The 16950-nt window shown below is 46.1% G+C and carries 14 protein-coding genes; 5 read left to right on the top strand and 9 right to left on the bottom strand.

The genetic code is table 11. The annotated features are described in order from the left end of the window. Positions 1-18: 18 nt before the first annotated feature. Genes QFZ80_RS01510 through QFZ80_RS01500 form a run of 3 tightly spaced genes read left to right on the top strand, consistent with a single transcriptional unit; the run spans position 19 to position 5897 of the window. Positions 19-1785 (top strand): sensor histidine kinase, encoded by a 1767-nt coding sequence (locus QFZ80_RS01510; protein ID WP_307556869.1) that lies wholly within the window; start codon positions 19-21, stop codon positions 1783-1785. Then, on the top strand, positions 1766-3346 hold the full coding sequence (locus QFZ80_RS01505; protein ID WP_307549492.1) for a response regulator: 1581 nt from the start codon (positions 1766-1768) through the stop codon (positions 3344-3346). Before QFZ80_RS01510 ends, QFZ80_RS01505 begins: the two co-directional genes overlap by 20 nt. Positions 3347-3374: 28 nt before the next feature. Continuing rightward, entirely contained in the window at positions 3375-5897 is a 2523-nt protein-coding gene (locus QFZ80_RS01500; RefSeq protein ID WP_307556867.1) for a beta-mannosidase, read from the top strand. Between the two features lie 330 nt (positions 5898-6227). Here QFZ80_RS01500 and QFZ80_RS01495 read toward each other — a convergent pair whose 3' ends face one another. The 5 genes from QFZ80_RS01495 to ilvB form a co-directional block, all read right to left on the bottom strand. Then, the gene (locus QFZ80_RS01495; RefSeq protein ID WP_307549496.1) at positions 6228-7424 is read right to left on the bottom strand and encodes an aminotransferase-like domain-containing protein; all 1197 of its coding nucleotides are present in this window, start codon (positions 7422-7424) and stop codon (positions 6228-6230) included. 96 nt (positions 7425-7520) lie between these two features. Beyond that, entirely contained in the window at positions 7521-9068 is a 1548-nt protein-coding gene (locus QFZ80_RS01490; protein ID WP_307555759.1) for a 2-isopropylmalate synthase, read from the bottom strand. Between the two features lie 324 nt (positions 9069-9392). Continuing rightward, complete coding sequence (ilvC, locus tag QFZ80_RS01485) at positions 9393-10385, bottom strand: ketol-acid reductoisomerase (protein WP_307549497.1); 993 nt, start codon at positions 10383-10385, stop codon at positions 9393-9395. Between the two features lie 151 nt (positions 10386-10536). Beyond that, complete coding sequence (gene ilvN, locus QFZ80_RS01480; protein WP_057305082.1) at positions 10537-11025, bottom strand: acetolactate synthase small subunit; 489 nt, start codon at positions 11023-11025, stop codon at positions 10537-10539. Beyond that, positions 11022-12767, bottom strand: coding sequence for a biosynthetic-type acetolactate synthase large subunit (ilvB, locus tag QFZ80_RS01475; RefSeq protein ID WP_307549498.1), 1746 nt, complete (start codon positions 12765-12767; stop codon positions 11022-11024). The genes ilvN and ilvB overlap by 4 nt, the downstream gene beginning before the upstream one ends. Positions 12768-13309: 542 nt before the next feature. On the opposite strand from ilvB, the gene QFZ80_RS01470 reads away from it, so the two are divergent. Next, positions 13310-13804, top strand: coding sequence for a spore germination protein (locus QFZ80_RS01470; protein WP_373459991.1), 495 nt, complete (start codon positions 13310-13312; stop codon positions 13802-13804). Beyond that, positions 13789-13977 carry a spore germination protein gene (locus tag QFZ80_RS38780; protein ID WP_373460355.1) on the top strand — a complete coding sequence of 63 codons (189 nt, stop codon included), beginning with the start codon at positions 13789-13791 and terminating at the stop codon, positions 13975-13977. The genes QFZ80_RS01470 and QFZ80_RS38780 overlap by 16 nt, the downstream gene beginning before the upstream one ends. Positions 13978-14238: 261 nt before the next feature. On the opposite strand, the gene rplT is transcribed toward QFZ80_RS38780, so the two are convergent. From rplT to QFZ80_RS01450, 4 genes are all read right to left on the bottom strand, one after another. Further along, positions 14239-14598 (bottom strand): 50S ribosomal protein L20, encoded by a 360-nt coding sequence (gene rplT, locus QFZ80_RS01465; protein WP_028553998.1) that lies wholly within the window; start codon positions 14596-14598, stop codon positions 14239-14241. 40 nt (positions 14599-14638) lie between these two features. Continuing rightward, positions 14639-14842 carry a 50S ribosomal protein L35 gene (gene rpmI, locus QFZ80_RS01460; RefSeq protein ID WP_029199203.1) on the bottom strand — a complete coding sequence of 68 codons (204 nt, stop codon included), beginning with the start codon at positions 14840-14842 and terminating at the stop codon, positions 14639-14641. A gap of 32 nt (positions 14843-14874) precedes the next feature. After that, positions 14875-15375: a translation initiation factor IF-3 gene (gene infC / locus QFZ80_RS01455; protein ID WP_047681158.1), complete on the bottom strand. Its 501-nt coding sequence runs from the start codon at positions 15373-15375 to the stop codon at positions 14875-14877. Positions 15376-15601: 226 nt separating this feature from the next. Beyond that, on the bottom strand, positions 15602-16837 hold the full coding sequence (locus QFZ80_RS01450) for a glycosyltransferase family 2 protein (RefSeq protein ID WP_307549501.1): 1236 nt from the start codon (positions 16835-16837) through the stop codon (positions 15602-15604). Positions 16838-16950: the final 113 nt, after the last annotated feature.

Below are 16950 nucleotides of genomic sequence, written 5' to 3'. Positions count from 1 at the left end.
GAAGGGGGAGATCTTGAGATGATCAAATGGTTTGGCTACTCATTAAGGCGCAAGCTATCTGTGATTATGCTCGTTACGACATTAATCCCCTTGTTGTTTCTTGGTACGTTCGCCTTCACCATTTCTTCCAACATTACGGAAGAGAAAGCCCAACAGGCAGGTCTGGACACACTCGCTCAGATGGATGCCAAATTCCGTTTTATTTTGAGAGACGTTGAGAATATCTCCCTCTTTTTAATTGGGCAAAGTGATGTTCAAGCTTATATGAAGAAACCCGATGAGACACGAGCCCAAATTCTCGGCCTCATGACCAATCTTGTTTACTCCAAAGATTACATTTCCAATATTACGATATTTCCAAAAAATGCGAGTGCCAGCGAACCTCTGGCCACATCAACCATCTATAAAACGGATTTCAGCCAGCAAATAGATATTGAACAGATTACGGATAAAATGTGGACAAACCTCTATCACATCGAAACTTATTTGGGTGATCGGCAAGTCTTTTCCTTCATACGCCCTTTGCGAAGCTACAATAACTATCAGACACTCGGCTGGCTTTCGATTACATTAGATGAACAAGTACTTTCCCGAATATGGTCCGAACCGCAGCTAGCCGAGGGACATGGACAAGTTGCCCTGTTGAATAGTCGGAATGAGATTATGTCAGCCACGGATAAAAGCTGGCTCAATGGGCCTATTGAAACGTTGTTTCCAAGCGTGAATGAGCACATCAAAACCGGAACTTCTGGCGAATGGACCTTTGGTAAGGGGAACGATAAGCAGAATATTCTTTACTATCGGGAGCCTTCGACCGGCTGGACCTTAATCGGTGTTATCCCCTCGGAATTATATAGTGCTCAGAATCGGTACATTCTGCAATTAACTGGCGTAGCTGTTGTACTAGCTGTGCTAACTAACATTGTACTTACCTTGTTTGTGATCCAAAGGGTTACCAATCCGCTTCGTGCTTTAGCCCGTCTGCTAACCAAAATCAATCCAAGTGAGCCCTTGCCGCAATATCCGGCTGATTCTAGGGATGAAATTGGTCGACTGGCTCAAAGCTACAACATGTTGGGCACGCATATCGAGGCACTCAAAACACAGCTCATTCATGATGAAACACGTAAGAAAGAAGCCGACATGCGGGCGCTGCAAGCTCAAATTAATCCACATTTCCTGTACAACACACTTTCATCCATTCATTGGATTGCACTTCTGACCGAAGAAAATCGCATCGCCGAAATGGTCGGTGCCCTGAGTGATTTCCTTCGTTTCAGTTTAAACAAAGGCAAGGAATATTGCACCGTCTCTCAAGAACTCGCGCATATCCGTAACTATGTGCAGGTCCAAGCCATTCGTTTCCCCGATGAATTCGAAGTCGACTTTACGATCGATGAAAGGTTGAATGACACGTATATGCTGAAGCTATTACTCCAACCCCTTGTTGAGAATGCGATGATTCATGGCATACAGAAAAAAGAAGCGAAAGGCATCATCTCTATCTATGCCGAGCAAAAAGGCAGTTTAATGAGCTTCAAGGTCATGGATGATGGAATCGGCATGTCCGAGGATCAACTAAAAACGGTGAGGGAAAGTTTAAATCCTCAGAAGGGCCTACCTGCCTCCGATGCCAGCTACGGCATGCGCAATGTACATGAACGGCTGCAGCTGCATTACGGACCGGAATCTGGGCTTATCATCGAGAGCCGGTTATATGCTGGCACTTGTGTTTCTTTTTCCATTCCAATATTGGAGGATTTCCATGAGAATCATGATCGTTGACGATGAAGTCATTATTCGTACGGGTTTGGCGAAAGTCATCAAGTGGAAAGAAATTGGCATCGAACTTCTTCAACCGGCAGCTTCTGCGGAAGAAGCACTTCGGCGTTTACCGGAAGAGCATCCTCATATTTTGTTGACGGACATTCGCATGAAGCATATGAACGGCCTGCAGCTTGCGGAGAAGGCCAAAGAAATCATACCTGAAATCGAAACCATCATTCTCTCGGGATATGATGATTTCGTCTTTATGCAGCAGGCGATCCGACAAGGGGTCCGTGATTATTTGTTGAAAACAAGCCGTCCCGAAGAAATTATGAAGACAGTCCTGCAGGTCAAGCAAAGAATCGAAGAAAAGTGGAAACATCACAATCAAGATCAGTACAAAAATAAAGAGATTCGCAACCGTCTATTTGAACAATGGATTATTGAAGGTGAAACCACCGCCGTTGATTCTGCCTTACTGACCGAGTACTTGCCTCTCTTGTTTCCTCCAAAGAATGCTGGTGAAATTAAGCTTCAAATTTACGTTATCGCCGCTGAAGGTTGGGGTGAATCAACTTCTACGACGTCTCTTCTTTTATTCGCTGTGGATAACATGCTTCATGAACTCCTAAAGTGTGAGACATTGATTTATAAACAACGAATTGTCGTTGCTACACGCAAAGAACAAGGTGCCGAGCTCGACATATATCCTTCCACAGCTCTAAACAAAATTGAACAATTACTGAAATGCAAAGTTTGGTTGTCCCTCGGAGAGCTTGTTCATCAGGGAGAAGACTTGCATAAATCGTATGCCACAGCTGATTATGCCTTTAGCTATAAACCTATATTGGAGCAATCGATACTTCATTACTCGGATATCGCCCTACGCAAAGGCGGCAAAACGGTTTGTACGCATGAAGAAGAACGAGAGCTCTCTGCTATCTTACTCGAGGATGATTCTATTGCGTTGAAAGGCTGGGTTCAAAGATATATGCAGCCTGAGCTCGATGATCCCCAGATGACGATTGAATCGTTGGAGTCAATGATTCGCTCGGCCGCGCTCTCTGCCCATCGATGGCTGGAACGCGTGTTAACCGCTACAGGCCGTGCCGGAAATATCGACGAACAGCTCAGTCCGCTGGTCATCAACCGCGGCGCTGTACTTAAGGATGTGTTGTTTCAGCATTTGCTTGCCCTCATGGAACTTTACCACCATCGCCTTGCGGGAGGCCAAGCTACACATACCCAGAAAGCCATGGCTTATATTCAGCAAAATCTAGGCAATGACGTGGGCTTGCAGCAAGTGGCGAAATTCGTCCACCTGCATCCTAATCATTTAAGTGAAGTATTTAAAAAAGAAGCCGGTATGACATTCGGTGATTATGTGACGAGACAGAAAATAGGCCGTGCCATGGAAATCCTCACCGTTTCCCCTGCCAAAATTGCTGAAATCGCAGGTGTAGTCGGTTTTGAGGATATTAAATATTTCAGTCAAGTATTCAAGAAATTCACAGGAAAAACACCAAGCGAGTTCAGAGAAGAAGCTGCCCAGCATCTGGGACAGATACCGAAACCGTAAGGTGCATGAAGCCAAGGGAGAGAATTAAATGGAACTATCAGGTTTATGGAGACTTCAACAATTCGAGGTTGGGCAGGCCAGACCGCTGGAAGTAGCGGCTGCTGGACTTGACGACCGATTCTGGATTACTGCACAAGTGCCTGGTGACGTGCATTCAGCTTTAATAGAGCGAGGCCTCATCGATAATCCCTATTTCGGTCATAATGACGCGAAAAGCCGCTGGATCGAGCAGAAGGAATGGTGGTATCGCTACGCGTTCAATTATGCTCTGGATGAAGAACCTGAAGTGAAGCATGAGTTGACCTTTGATGGCCTCGATACATTCGCCACCATCTATGTCAATGGTAAGGAAATTGGCACCACCAACAATATGCTAATGGGCCACACGTTCGATATCACCCGAGTCCTTGTCGATGGGAAAAATACGATAGCGGTCAAATTTGATCCGCTTTATTTGCACAATCGGGATAAAGAGCTGTTCCAATGGTCTTCCTATACCAAGGAGCGCCCTTGGTTGCGTAAAGCCGCAATGAATTTTGGCTGGGACTGGGGCCCACGGATGGTTACGGTTGGCATCTGGGGAAAGGTTTATATTGAGCGTAAGCGCCTCGCTAAGCTGGATAGTGTCTTTGCAAGGACGGCAGCTGTTAATGAGACTGCTGCTTCCATTAAGCTCGATGTCGATGTCATTGCTTTCCGAAAAAATGTAGAGCTTGGGTGCGAAGTACGTTTAAAAGCGGAAGATGGCCTTGTCGTTACTTCCTTACATGGGATGGTAAATGAGCAAACAGGCAGATCGACAACAAGCATATTTACAATGGATGTAGCGAACCCTCAACTATGGTGGACGCATGACTTGGGCAAGCCTTATTTGTACGAATTAGAAGTGCTTCTGTATGCGGATGGAGAGCTTGTCGATCTCTATAAGAAGCCATTTGGCATAAGGACGATTGAGCTCGAACTCAAAGATGAACACGGTCAACATGCGTTTGCTTTTATTCTAAATGGCGTCAAAATATTTGCCAAAGGTGCCAACTGGATTCCGGCCGATCACTTCATCGGAAGCATTCCTGATCAGCGATATCGCGATCTGATTGATCTCTCCGTCAACTCGAATATGAACATGCTGCGCATTTGGGCTGGCGGTATTTATGAGAAAGATGTGTTTTTCGAGGAATGCGACAAGCGCGGTGTGCTCGTCTGGCAGGACTTTGCCTTCGCCAATGCACTCTTCCCTGATTTTAACCGAGATTTTATGGATAATGTTCGCAAGGAAGTCATTTATAACATTAAGCGTTTACGGAATTATACATCCCTTTCCTTGTGGTGCGGAAACAACGAAATCGACTGGCTGTATGATATGAAATCCGCCGGTGGCGATATTACATGCCCGTTCTACGGTGAAGTCATCTACCATGAACTCATTCCAGAAGCACTTGAGCTCCTCGACGACAGTCGAGCTTACTGGCCTTCTTCCCCCTTCGGCGGCAGTGACGCGAACGATCCGGATGTCGGTGACCGCCATAACTGGCAGGTGTGGCACGGCTCCGTGTACCCTCGCCAATTCGGCGATAAGCCTTTGTTAGATTACAGCATCGAAGGCGTCACATTCAAAAATTACAAAAAAGACTTCACCCTGTTCAGCAGCGAATTCGGTATGCATGCTTCGGCCAATCGCTATACACTCGAGAAAAATATCCCTGACGGCCAATTTTACTGGAATAGTGTAGAGATGGCATACCGCAATAAGGATACGAACCATCAGAAGGGCATCCTGCTCATGGAAGGCTATACCGGCATTCCGGCCAACATTGAAGAGTACATGAACTTCTCTATGCTGACCCAAGCCGAGGGCTTGAAGTATGGTATTGAGCATTATCGCCGCAATAAGCACCGCACAAGCGGATCGCTCGTTTGGCAGCTCAATGATAGCTGGCCAGGAACCAGTTGGTCACTGATCGACTATGAACTGCTTCCGAAAGCATCCTTTTACTATGCGAAAAAGTTCTATCATCCGCTGCTGCTTTCCATCGATCATGAACCGGGCCAGCCGCTGCATGTCTGGGCAGTGAACGATACGCTGAGCTCTCTGCAAGGGCAAGTATTGCTGTCTGTGTTTAACTTCTCAGGTGAGCTGCTGTTCAGCCATGCTTTCGATGCTCAGGTGAGGCCGAATGCAGCATTGCTTCTTGGAAGCTTGGATGAAACGAATATTTTGCAGGGCGCTTCGCCGAATCAGGTCGTTGTGAAGCTTAGCACAACCGACTGGGGGGCACCGGATAACCTAATCTACCTGCGCGACCAAAAGGATCTCAAGCTCCCTACTACCACGTTAAGTGTGAATGTGGATGAAGCTGCTCAAACCGTTCAAATCACTGCAAACGGTGCCCACGCGCGAATGGTGAAGATCGATCTACCACAAGGAAATATCCGCTTCAGCGATAATTTCTTCGACTTGCTGGCTGGTGAACAAGTCACCGTGCACATTAGTGATTCCGCTGGAAGTAAAGTATCATTGAAAGAGCTGAACGTGAGTGCAATGAACTTGTAGGCTGGTAGGTGCCACTTCTATGGAACTCTACTCTGTGCTACTACTTCTATGGAACTCCTGTGGTGCCACTCTAAGAAGCTCTATCCTGTGGCGTGTGATGTGATACAACATTTAACAAATTATAGGAAAAACCTAAATAAAATCTTGCATTTTATACAACAACATTACCTTCCATACTTGTTAAACAAATAAGATAAGCCGCCAAATACCAGTTGAAGATCCTGGGGTTAGGCGGCTCTTTCTATTCTGTATTTCCAATATGGCACTCAAAAAAAGCACCCTCATGCTGATGGTCTTGGACGACCAATTTGCATGAGGGTGCGCTATCTTCTATGCATTTTGTAGATATGATTCCATAGCCTTAGCTAATTTCTGCATACCGAGAATCGTGTTCGCACGATCCGTATGTGTGTAATTCAGGCGCATCGTGTTGTATTGTGGATTTTCGGCGTAAAATGTGGATCCTGGAACAAAGGCTACGCCTTCTTTTACCGCGATTTTCAGCAGATCCTCTGCACGAATATGCGCTGGCAGCTCCACCCAGATGAACATGCCGCCCTTCGGTTCTTCCCACTTCAGTCCAGGCCAGTTTAAATCTTTCAATAGGCCTGACATGAATTTCATCCGATCCAGATATTGCTCACGAATTAAGGAGATATGTGCGTCGAGATCAAAGTGCTCAAGCAAATGATACAGCGTTTGCTGATCAATCGTGCTGGAGTGCAGATCCGCAGATTGCTTAAAACGGGCAATTTGGCGAATAATGGTTTCGTCGCCCATTACCCATCCTGCTCGGAAGGCAGGCGCGACGGTTTTGGAGAAGGTGCTGGTGTAAACAACATTCCCTCCTTCGGCTTTCCCTCCCAAAGAGAAGATGGATGGGTAGGTTTCGCTTTCGTCAAATTGGATTTCTCCATACGGATCATCTTCCAGAATAAGCACTTCCGCGCCGCGGCAAATATCCAGTAAGCCTTGACGGCGTTCCAAGCTCCATGCACGGCCTGCCGGGTTGGAGAAGGTCGGAATGACATAAACCATCTTCGGATTGTGCTTCGCAATTTTGGCCGATAGATCTTCAAGAATCATACCGTTATTATCGCTATCAACCGAATAAATCTTAGCGCCTTTGGCTTGAAATACTTGAATCGCCGCCAAATACGTTGGGCTTTCAACAAGAATGACATCGCCTTCATCAATATAAACACGCGTAAGAAGATCAATCGCTTGCTGAGAACCCGTCGTCAGCAGCATCTCATCAGGTGTTACTTGCATATTCTTAGCAGCCATCCGTTTGCATAAGGATTCACGAAGTGGCTTGTAGCCCTCGGTCAAACCATATTGCAGCGCTGACTTCCCGCCGCCGATCACTCTTTGAAACGCATCAGCAACCGCGTCCAAAGGAAAAAACTCTTCAGCAGGCAATCCGCCGGCAAAAGAAATAATCGAACTGCCTTGTGTCAGCTTGAGAATTTCTCTTACCGCCGAGGATGAGAAACCTTCAAGCGATTTAGAAAATCGATATTTCATAAATGGACGCATCCTTTCGCATTTGTAGAAAGCACCCCTCCTCGCGATGCTTGGAGGTGAGGTGCTTATCTGGGTGGTGCCGTGGACTCAAGGTTCTTAAATCAACGTGACGTTGCTTCTGTTGCTTGTTGGGGTTTTGCGTTTTTCAATGAGCCTGTTCACAGCGTCCAAATACGCTTTGGCGCTTGCTTCCAGAATATCCGTAGAAATACCGCGGCCTTGAACGGATACATCGTTCTGTTTAAGAACAACGTGAACTTCGCCTAATGCATCTTTTCCGTGGGATACGGATTTGATGGAGTAGTCGTCAAGTTCGACATCTTCCTTCGTTGCTTTATCAATCGCATTATATATCGCATCAACCGAGCCGTTCCCGACTGCGCTTTCCGCCACTTCGGTGCCGTCCTGGAAGCGAACATGAACCGTTGCCGTTGGTGTCATCTGGTTGCCATAAGCAACCTGAAGCGTGCCTAGCGCAAAAATTTCCGGCGTCTCGATCAGTTTCTCTTCGATCAGTGCACGGATATCTTCGTCTTCAACCTGCTTCTTGCGATCTGCCAAATCTTTGAACTTGGCGAAAGCCGTATTCACTTGCTCGTCTCCGAGGTCATACCCAAGATCAATGAGCTTCTCACGGAACGCATGGCGTCCGGAGTGTTTACCCATCACGAGCTTACTTTCCTTGACCCCGATGGTCTCAGGGGAAATAATCTCGTACGTCGTTTTTTCTTTGAGCATCCCATCCTGATGGATGCCGGACTCATGGGCGAACGCGTTAGCCCCGACGATCGCCTTATTGCCTGGCACCACCATGCCGGTCAGCTTGCTGACCAAACGGCTGGTGCGATAAATCTCTTTCAGCACAAGCGAAGTTTTCGCTTGGTAGAAGTCCTGGCGCGTCTCGAGCGCCATCACAACTTCCTCGATCGAGGTGTTGCCTGCTCGCTCGCCGATCCCGTTGATGGTGCCTTCGATTTGATCAGCACCATTTAGTACAGCAGCTAGCGCGTTAGCCGTAGCCATTCCGAGGTCGTCATGGCAGTGCGCGCTCAGTTGAATCTTCTCAATGCCTGGCACGGTCTCCTTCAGCATTTTGAAAATATTGCCGTAGTCGTACGGTGTCATAAAGCCGACTGTATCCGGAATATTCACGACGGAAGCGCCAGCGCGAATAGCCATTGCTGTTACTTCCGCGATGAAATCCAGCTCAGTACGCCCTGCATCTTCGAGTGAAAACTCGATTTTGCTGAAATACTTCTTCGCATATTTAATCGCTGCTTCGGCTGTTTCCAGCACTTGATGCTTCTCCATCCGCAGCTTATGCTGCCGATGAATCGGGGACGTCGCTAGGAATAGATGAATACACGGGTCCTGAGCGCCCTGGAGCGCTTCACGGACAGCCTCGATATCATTCTCCCTCGAACGGGACAAACCGATGACAGAGGCATTCTTGACGGCTCTAGCTACGGCATTCACGCCGGCTAAGTCACCAGGCGATGCAGCTGGGAAACCAGCCTCCATACGATCAACGCCAAGCTTCTCTAGCTGCAGCGCGATCTCGACTTTCTCCTGCGTGTTCAGGTTCACACCTGGTGATTGCTCTCCGTCTCTAAGCGTTGTATCAAAGATGTAGATTTTGCGCACCATGTCACCTCCTAAGAGATTTCTATTAAATTGATTAAACCTAATTCTAACTGCTGACCGTTCCGTTCTTCAGCATTTGTCTCCGATCGTTTCTTGAAAAACGTGTCCCCCTCATCTGAATAAACAAAAGGTAGGGACACGTTTTTAAATACGAACGCTACGCTTCTCCGACAAACACTGAGCCCTCCACTGGGCATTTCGAAGAAGGATTTAAAGATTTAGATATAAATTTTTACTCGTCTTTATAGTATTCACAGGGAGTGATTGGGAAATTCTCCTCAATCACTCCCTGTGGAAGGTATTGCTATAAATTAGTACTTATAATTACTTTTTGATCCAGTGCATCATTTCGCGCAGTTCTTTACCAACCACTTCAATTGGGTGCTGTGCTTCATTGCGGCGAGTTGCGTTCATGAAAGCAAAGTTGGATTGGTTTTCCAAGATGAAGTCGCGAGCGAATTTACCTTGTTGAATATCAGTAAGAACAGCTTTCATTGCTTTTTTCGTTTCAGCTGTGATAATACGAGGTCCAGTTACATAGTCACCGTATTCAGCTGTGTTGGAGATGGAGCTGCGCATGGAAGCAAGTCCGCCTTCATACATCATATCAACGATCAACTTCAGCTCGTGCAGACACTCGAAGTAAGCCATTTCTGGTGCATAACCAGCTTCAACCAATGTTTCGAAACCTGCTTTAACCAATTCAGAAGCACCGCCACAAAGAACAGCTTGCTCACCGAACAAATCAGTTTCTGTTTCTTCACGGAAAGAAGTTTCGATAACGCCCGCACGTGTACAGCCGATACCTTTTGCATAAGCAAGACCGATTGCTTTTGCGTTGCCAGTAGCGTCCTTCTCGATTGCGATCAAGCCAGGAACGCCAAAGCCTTCAACATAAGTACGACGTACCATGTGGCCTGGGGATTTAGGAGCTACTAAGAATACATCTGTACCTTCAGGAGCTACGATTTGTCCGAAATGGATGTTGAAACCATGGGAGAACATGATTGCTGCGCCTTTTTTCATGTTCGGTTGAATGGACTCACGGTAAACGCGAGCTTGTGTTTCATCCGGCATCAAGATTTGGATCACGTCAGCGCGTCTTGCTGCTTCTTCAACGGATACAACTTCGAAACCATCATTTTTTGCAGAGTTCCATGAACGACCTTCACGAAGTCCGATAATAACGTTCAATCCGCTGTCACGCAAGTTTTGTGCTTGTGCGTGCCCTTGGGAACCATAACCAACAACTGCAATCGTTTTACCTTTAAGTACCGCTAAGTCTGCATCTTTTTCATAGTAAGTAGTAACTGCCATTCGAATAAATCCTCCTTTGATATGATGAATCCGTATTGTCTACCCCTTGAGTGGGTGTTTCAACGATTTACCCTTTTCAAGCGCTAAAGAGTACACCGCTGAAAGCCCCACTCAAGGAGGCTTTACCTCTTTACCCAAACTGCCTTATTACTTATTTAACTGAACCGCGAATCATCGCTGTGACTCCCGTGCGGGAAAGCTCACGGATGCCATAAGGACGAAGTAATTCGACCATAGCATCTATTTTATCTGAATCTCCAACAACTTGCACGATAATTGAGGCTGGCCCAATATCTACAACTGCGGCGCGGAATGTCTCTACAATACCGAGTATTTCCGGACGCATAATCGGTTCTGCATTTACTTTAATGAGTGCCAGTTCTCTGGCAACCATTGGATTCGAGCTTAGGTCGATGACTTTAATAACATCAATCAACTTGTACAATTGCTTGGAAATTTGCTCAAGCGTGTTGTCGTCCCCTGTGGTAACGATAACCATTCGGGAAAGTCCGAGTTCTTCGGACTCCCCTACGGTGATGCTTTCAATATTGAAGCCTCTGCGTCCGAACAAACCGGATACACGCTGCAGGACACCAGGCTGATTGTTTACGAGTACGGAAACTGTATGTTTTGTTGTCATTCCGAATCCCCCATTAACATGTCACTAATTGTATCGCCTGCTTTAACCATTGGGAACACATTCTCTCCTTTTGGCACGACGAAATCAATAACGACAGGACCCGGTGTATCGAGTGCTTCCTGCCATGCTCTTCTTGCTTCTTCTTTCGTCGTGGCACGCAAGCCTTTTACGCCGTAAGCTTCTGCCAGTTTCACGAAATCAGGGCTGCCAGCCAGGTCAATGTGGCTATAGCGGTTATCATAAATGATCTCCTGCCATTGACGAACCATGCCAAGCACTTGGTTGTTAATAATAACAACCTTCACCGGAATGTTGTTAATCGCACAGATCGCAAGCTCTTGCGCACACATTTGAACGCCGCCGTCACCATTAATGGATACAACGAGTTTATCCGGGTTACCCATTTGAGCACCAATCGCTGATGGGAATCCGAAGCCCATCGTGCCAAGACCACCGGATGTAACCAAGGAACGCGGGTTTTTGAAGCGATAGAATTGAGCAGCCCACATCTGATGCTGTCCAACGTCTGTCGTTATGATCGCTTCGCCTTTCGTCGTCTCACTAATCATTTCGATAACGAATTGTGGTTTCAATTCCGTCTCGGTATTGCCGTATTTCAGAGGGAACTTCTCTTTGCTTTCCTGAAGCTCAGCAATCCACGCTCCGCTCTTCGCAGGCTTTGCTTTGGTGTTCGCATATTCCAGAACAGCTTTCACATCGCCAACACATGGGATATCGGTCTTCACGTTCTTGCCGATTTCTGCAGGATCAACGTCAATGTGAGCGATTTTCTTCACTTTTGGAGCAAAACCGTTCAAATTCATCGTTACGCGGTCATCGAATCGGGAACCGATAGAAATCAAAAGATCCGCATTCTGAATGGCTGTGTTCGCTGTAAACGTCCCGTGCATCCCAGGCATTCCGAGCCATAGCTCATGCGCGCTTGGGAAGCCGCTTAATCCGAGCAAGGTCGTTGCAACCGGAATCTGTGTTTTATTAACAAACTCGATTAATTCATTGGATGCGTCTGCGTATACAACACCGCCGCCTGCAATAATGACTGGACGTTCTGCTTCTTCGATAGCTTTGATCAGCTTATCCACTTGCAGTTTGTTCGGTTGCACCGTTGGGTTATAACCGCGGATGCTTACATCCGACACGGGTTTAAATATCGCTTTATGAGCGGAGACATCCTTTGGTATGTCAATGAGAACCGGACCTTTACGACCTGAGTTCGCAATATGGAACGCTTCATGAATGATGCGTGGTAGATCGTTTACGTCTCTAACCAAGTAGCTGTGCTTCGTAATCGGCATTGTAATACCGGTAATATCAGCCTCTTGGAAAGCATCCGTACCAATGAAGTTTGTAGCCACGTTTCCTGTAATGACGACTAACGGAACGGAATCCATATATGCTGTAGCAATTCCTGTGACGAGGTTCGTTGCCCCCGGTCCGGAAGTTGCGATACATACGCCAACTTTACCTGTGGAACGTGCGTATCCATCAGCTGCGTGAATGGCGCCTTGCTCATGTCTAGTCAATAAGTGGTTAAAATCATCAAAACCATGCATCGCATCGTAGATGTACAAAACAGCGCCGCCCGGATATCCAAAGACGCAGTCCACACCCTCCAGCAATAAGCTTCTTAGCAGAATTTCGGAGCCTGTAATCAGGTCCGGCTTCATAAGCTTCTCAATTAATTCTTCTTTTGACCTCTTTGGTTCAGTTTGAACATTCATTGTGATCCTCCTCTCAAAAAGTAAGTTCATTTGAATCATCGAGCTTTCTTAGACAATAAGAAAAACCCCTATTCATCCCATACACGCACGTAACGTGTAAACGGGACGAAAGGGGTTCAAGCTTCCGTGGTACCACCCAAGTTTGCTACGCGCCTCACAGCACATAGCCTTAGCAGGTATGCTCATGAAGAACAATACCCTCAGCACGATAACGTGTGCTCTTCCGATTTCCCCTATTGCCTACGGCTGTGCCGCAAGTTTCAGGAAAACAGCTCCGAGGTGACTTCGTACGTAAGGGATTAAGGCGATGGTTTCAGCAAGTCCAACGCTCTCTGCGCATAAGTGCCCTTATTACTTCTTCCTCTTCATAGCCGATTCGTTAGTGTAGATCACCATATATAATATGATTTAGAGATTATTATATGCATCCCCTGAAGAATAGTCAATAGTCAAACTGAATAAAACAAAATCAAGCGAGAGAAGATAATACCAATCCAGGAAATTTAGGGGGCTAGTAATGAAATCGTCCCTGCCGAGCTCTCTTGGACGGTAACACTGCCATTCTTGCTAACGGCTACCATGAAGCATTAATTGCCGGTACAACATGGTGGGACAAGCGTGCCATAGAGGAGCCTCAAACACAAACGGTTGTAAGAGGTCCGAAAGAAAGCTTTACAGAAGACTTGCGAACGAATACCTCCCTGCTGCGGAGGAAAATTAAATCACCCGATCTTCGGTTTATTAGCCTGCGAATAGGTCGATATACGCAAACCGAAGTCGTCATCACCTATTTGGATGGGATTGCTGAGGATCACGTCGTTCAAGAAGTCAAGAGTCGCCTAGACAGGATTGACGTCGACAGCATCCTAGAGAGCGGGTACATTGAAGAATTCATCGAAGATAGAACCTATACCCCATTTCCTACCATTATGAACTCAGAGAGGCCAGATGCCGTAGCAGCCGGCCTTCTTGAAGGACAAGTTGGCATAATCGTCGATGGAACGATGGAACTCCTTTCGCACTGCTTGCTCCAGTAACCTTTTTTAGATTTCTACAATCGAGTGAAGATTATTATCAACGCTTTGATATTGCTACTTTCGTCCGACGTGATGGTCACCTTGCTTTTATTTCTGGGTTTATTTGTGAAAATGACTGCTTTCTTCTGGGGAGCCGTCTATGCATGTACCCAATTATCGCGTGCAACAAGTAGACACCTGTGGATTTTCTATGTGGGTTTTATTATATTCACGACATCTTTTATAGAACCGAACTATACCTATCACGTGTGGCTTGGCTTGAATGTAGTTTGAAGTTTTTCCCAATCTTTCAAGTCGTTATTCCCCTGTTGATGTACTTGGTTGTACTTTTTCGAAACCATCATCGATCAGAAACACCATCCAACGTTTAAACTTCGTCCATTTTATGCAAAAAAAGCCTGCTCCCTTAAGGGAACAGGCTTCTAAGAACGCTATTACGCGTTTACTTTTGCTTTTGCAGCTGTTGCCAAATCGTTGAACGCTTTGGAATCATTCACAGCTAGATCAGCCAAGATTTTACGGTTAACTTCGATACCAGCCAATTTCAGGCCATGCATCAATTTGCTGTAGCTAAGGCCGTTTTGACGAGCGCCTGCATTGATACGTGTAATCCACAGTCTGCGGAAGTTACGTTTCGTTTGACGACGGTCACGGTATGCATACACTAAAGATTTCATTACTTGTTCTTTAGCTGTTTTAAATAAGCGATGTTTGGAACCGAAATAACCTTTTGCTAGTTTCAAAATTTTCTTACGACGGTGAGCGCGAATAAATCCGCCCTTGACTCTTGCCATTGTTAACTACCTCCTGGGATGTATAAATAATGTTCGAATATTAACCTTTAATGTTAGAAAGTTGTTGTTTCAGACGACGTACATCGCCTGGAGCCATAACTGGGTTTGTTGCAAGAACACGTTTAGTACGTGAAGATTTACCGGAAAGCAAGTGATTTTTACCTTGTTTGTATCTCATCACTTTGCCTGTGCCAGTAATTTTGAAACGGCCTTTCAAGCTGCTGTGTGTTTTCATTTTCGGCATGGTGTTTTGTTCCTCCTAATTTAGTATAACGCCTAGGTAGTGACTTTCGGCGTTAAGATCATGATCATGCTTCTTCCCTCAAGCTTAGGAGCGCGCTCCTGTGAGGAAATGTCAGCTGTTTCAGTAGCTAAACGTTCAAGTACTCTACGGCCAATCTCCGAGTGCGCTATTTCACGACCACGGAATCGGACGCTGGCTTTCACTTTATCGCCTTCGCCAAGAAACTTAACGGCATTGCGAAGCTTTGTTTGGAAGTCGTGTTCATCGATTGTCGCGCTTAAGCGAATTTCTTTGATGTCCACAATCTTCTGGTTCTTACGAGCTTCTTTTTCTTTCTTCTGTGTTTCATAACGGAATTTACCGTAATCCATAATGCGGCATACTGGCGGCTTAGCCGTCGGTGCCACATTTACCAAATCCAAATTCGCGTCAAGTGCGATTTGAAGAGCTTCGCGAATCGGCGTGATGCCGAGTTGTTCTCCGTCCGCCCCAATCAGGCGTACTTCCTTCACACGAATCTCGTCATTAATCATATGGTCTTTGCTAATAGTATTCCACCTCCAAAAAGTATGTAACGCTCTCTCTAACAATATAAAAAAGATGCGGGCGCAGTGGCCCACATCTTCATCAATAACAGGTTCATGCAAACCTATTGTACATTCATGACGATTCATTCAAACCAGCCAACTGTGTCGGTCAGGTGAGAAGCGGGCGCTTCTGCTTTTACTTGAAATATAATATCATCTCAGTCAGAGAAAGTCAACTCACTTGTTTACTTTTCATTTCGTCTAGACGAATAACACGTGTATGCTCCGTATGGCTCCATTGTTTGTTGTTTTGCGTGAAGAACGCATAGAACGTAATCGGCCACCAAGAAAGCATAAATATCGGATATAGAATTAAATATTTATATACTTTGCCAGGAGCCTTCTCAATGAACATGGAGATTGGCAGAAGCACGTAAATGGCTAAGCTGACTGAGTTAAAGAATACGGGATTGATATCAGCAAGCATTGGCGCGTCCGACCAACCCGGAGTGAAGGATTTAATCCATAGCAATACGGTGATAATCGCGCCGAAAAAGAAGTTATATACGTTAGCCGAGTAGATAGCCGCGTCAATCTTCGTCCAGCTGCCCTCTTTGATACCTTGCCACAATAGGGGGAAGAAATAACGCTTGGCCACATCAAAGTGTCCTTGCATCCAGCGCAAGCGCTGTTTGGCGGATACTTTAAACGTCAGTGGCTTCTCATCATAAACAATCGCCTCGTAGTTGTAAGTAGGTCGAATACCGAGCTTAATGCAGCGCATGGAGAACTCCAAATCTTCAACAAGGCTGGTTGCTCCCCATCCGATCTGTTTAAGCAGCTTGGATTCAAAGCACATTCCTGTACCTCCCAAGTAGTTAGCAAGCCCTAAGTTTGTACGGGGCATTTGCCAGAAGCGGTTTGCAAAGTAATACGAGATTGCGTAGGAGCCAGTAACCCAGGAATCGTTTGGGTTCTTGCTGTCTAGGTAGGCTTGAATAACTCTGGAACCGGAGCAAAGATCATTGTTCATGTGTATTAAGTAATCCGGACTGGAAAGATTGTCGGCATCAAACATGACAACGGCGTCGTACTGACGCTCCCGCTTCCAAAGCTCTTTCAGCATCCATTCGATCGCGTAACCTTTCCCTCTCAGGTTCGGGTTATGGCGTTCCATGGCGTTAACACCATGACTGCGTGCAATATCCGCTGTATTGTCTGTACAGTTATCACAAATCACGAAGATGTCATAGAGCTCTTTGGGGTAATCCAAGGCCTTCAGATTCTCGATCAATGCGCCAACGACTTGCTCCTCATTATGAGCAGCAACCAAAACAGCAAACGATTTCTGCGGAGCAAATTTCTGTTTGTTTCTGGGACGGTACCATCCGAAGAAAGTTAAAAATAACTGATACGCACCGACCAAGGCTAAGCCAATTTGAAAGGTAAGCATAATCTTGTCTAGCATGAAGCAAAGTCCCCCTTTTTTTGTTTATGCACACAAGCTATCTTTTTATACGCGTATGCGCAGTTTTATGTACCATGTGAATAACCGTTCTTGATTTTCCTCTCTTTCCACTC

The sequence above is a fragment of the Paenibacillus sp. V4I7 genome, from assembly GCF_030817275.1.
Taxonomy (GTDB): Bacteria; Bacillota; Bacilli; order Paenibacillales; family NBRC-103111; genus Paenibacillus_E.
This window is presented reverse-complemented; position numbering and strand designations above follow the sequence as displayed.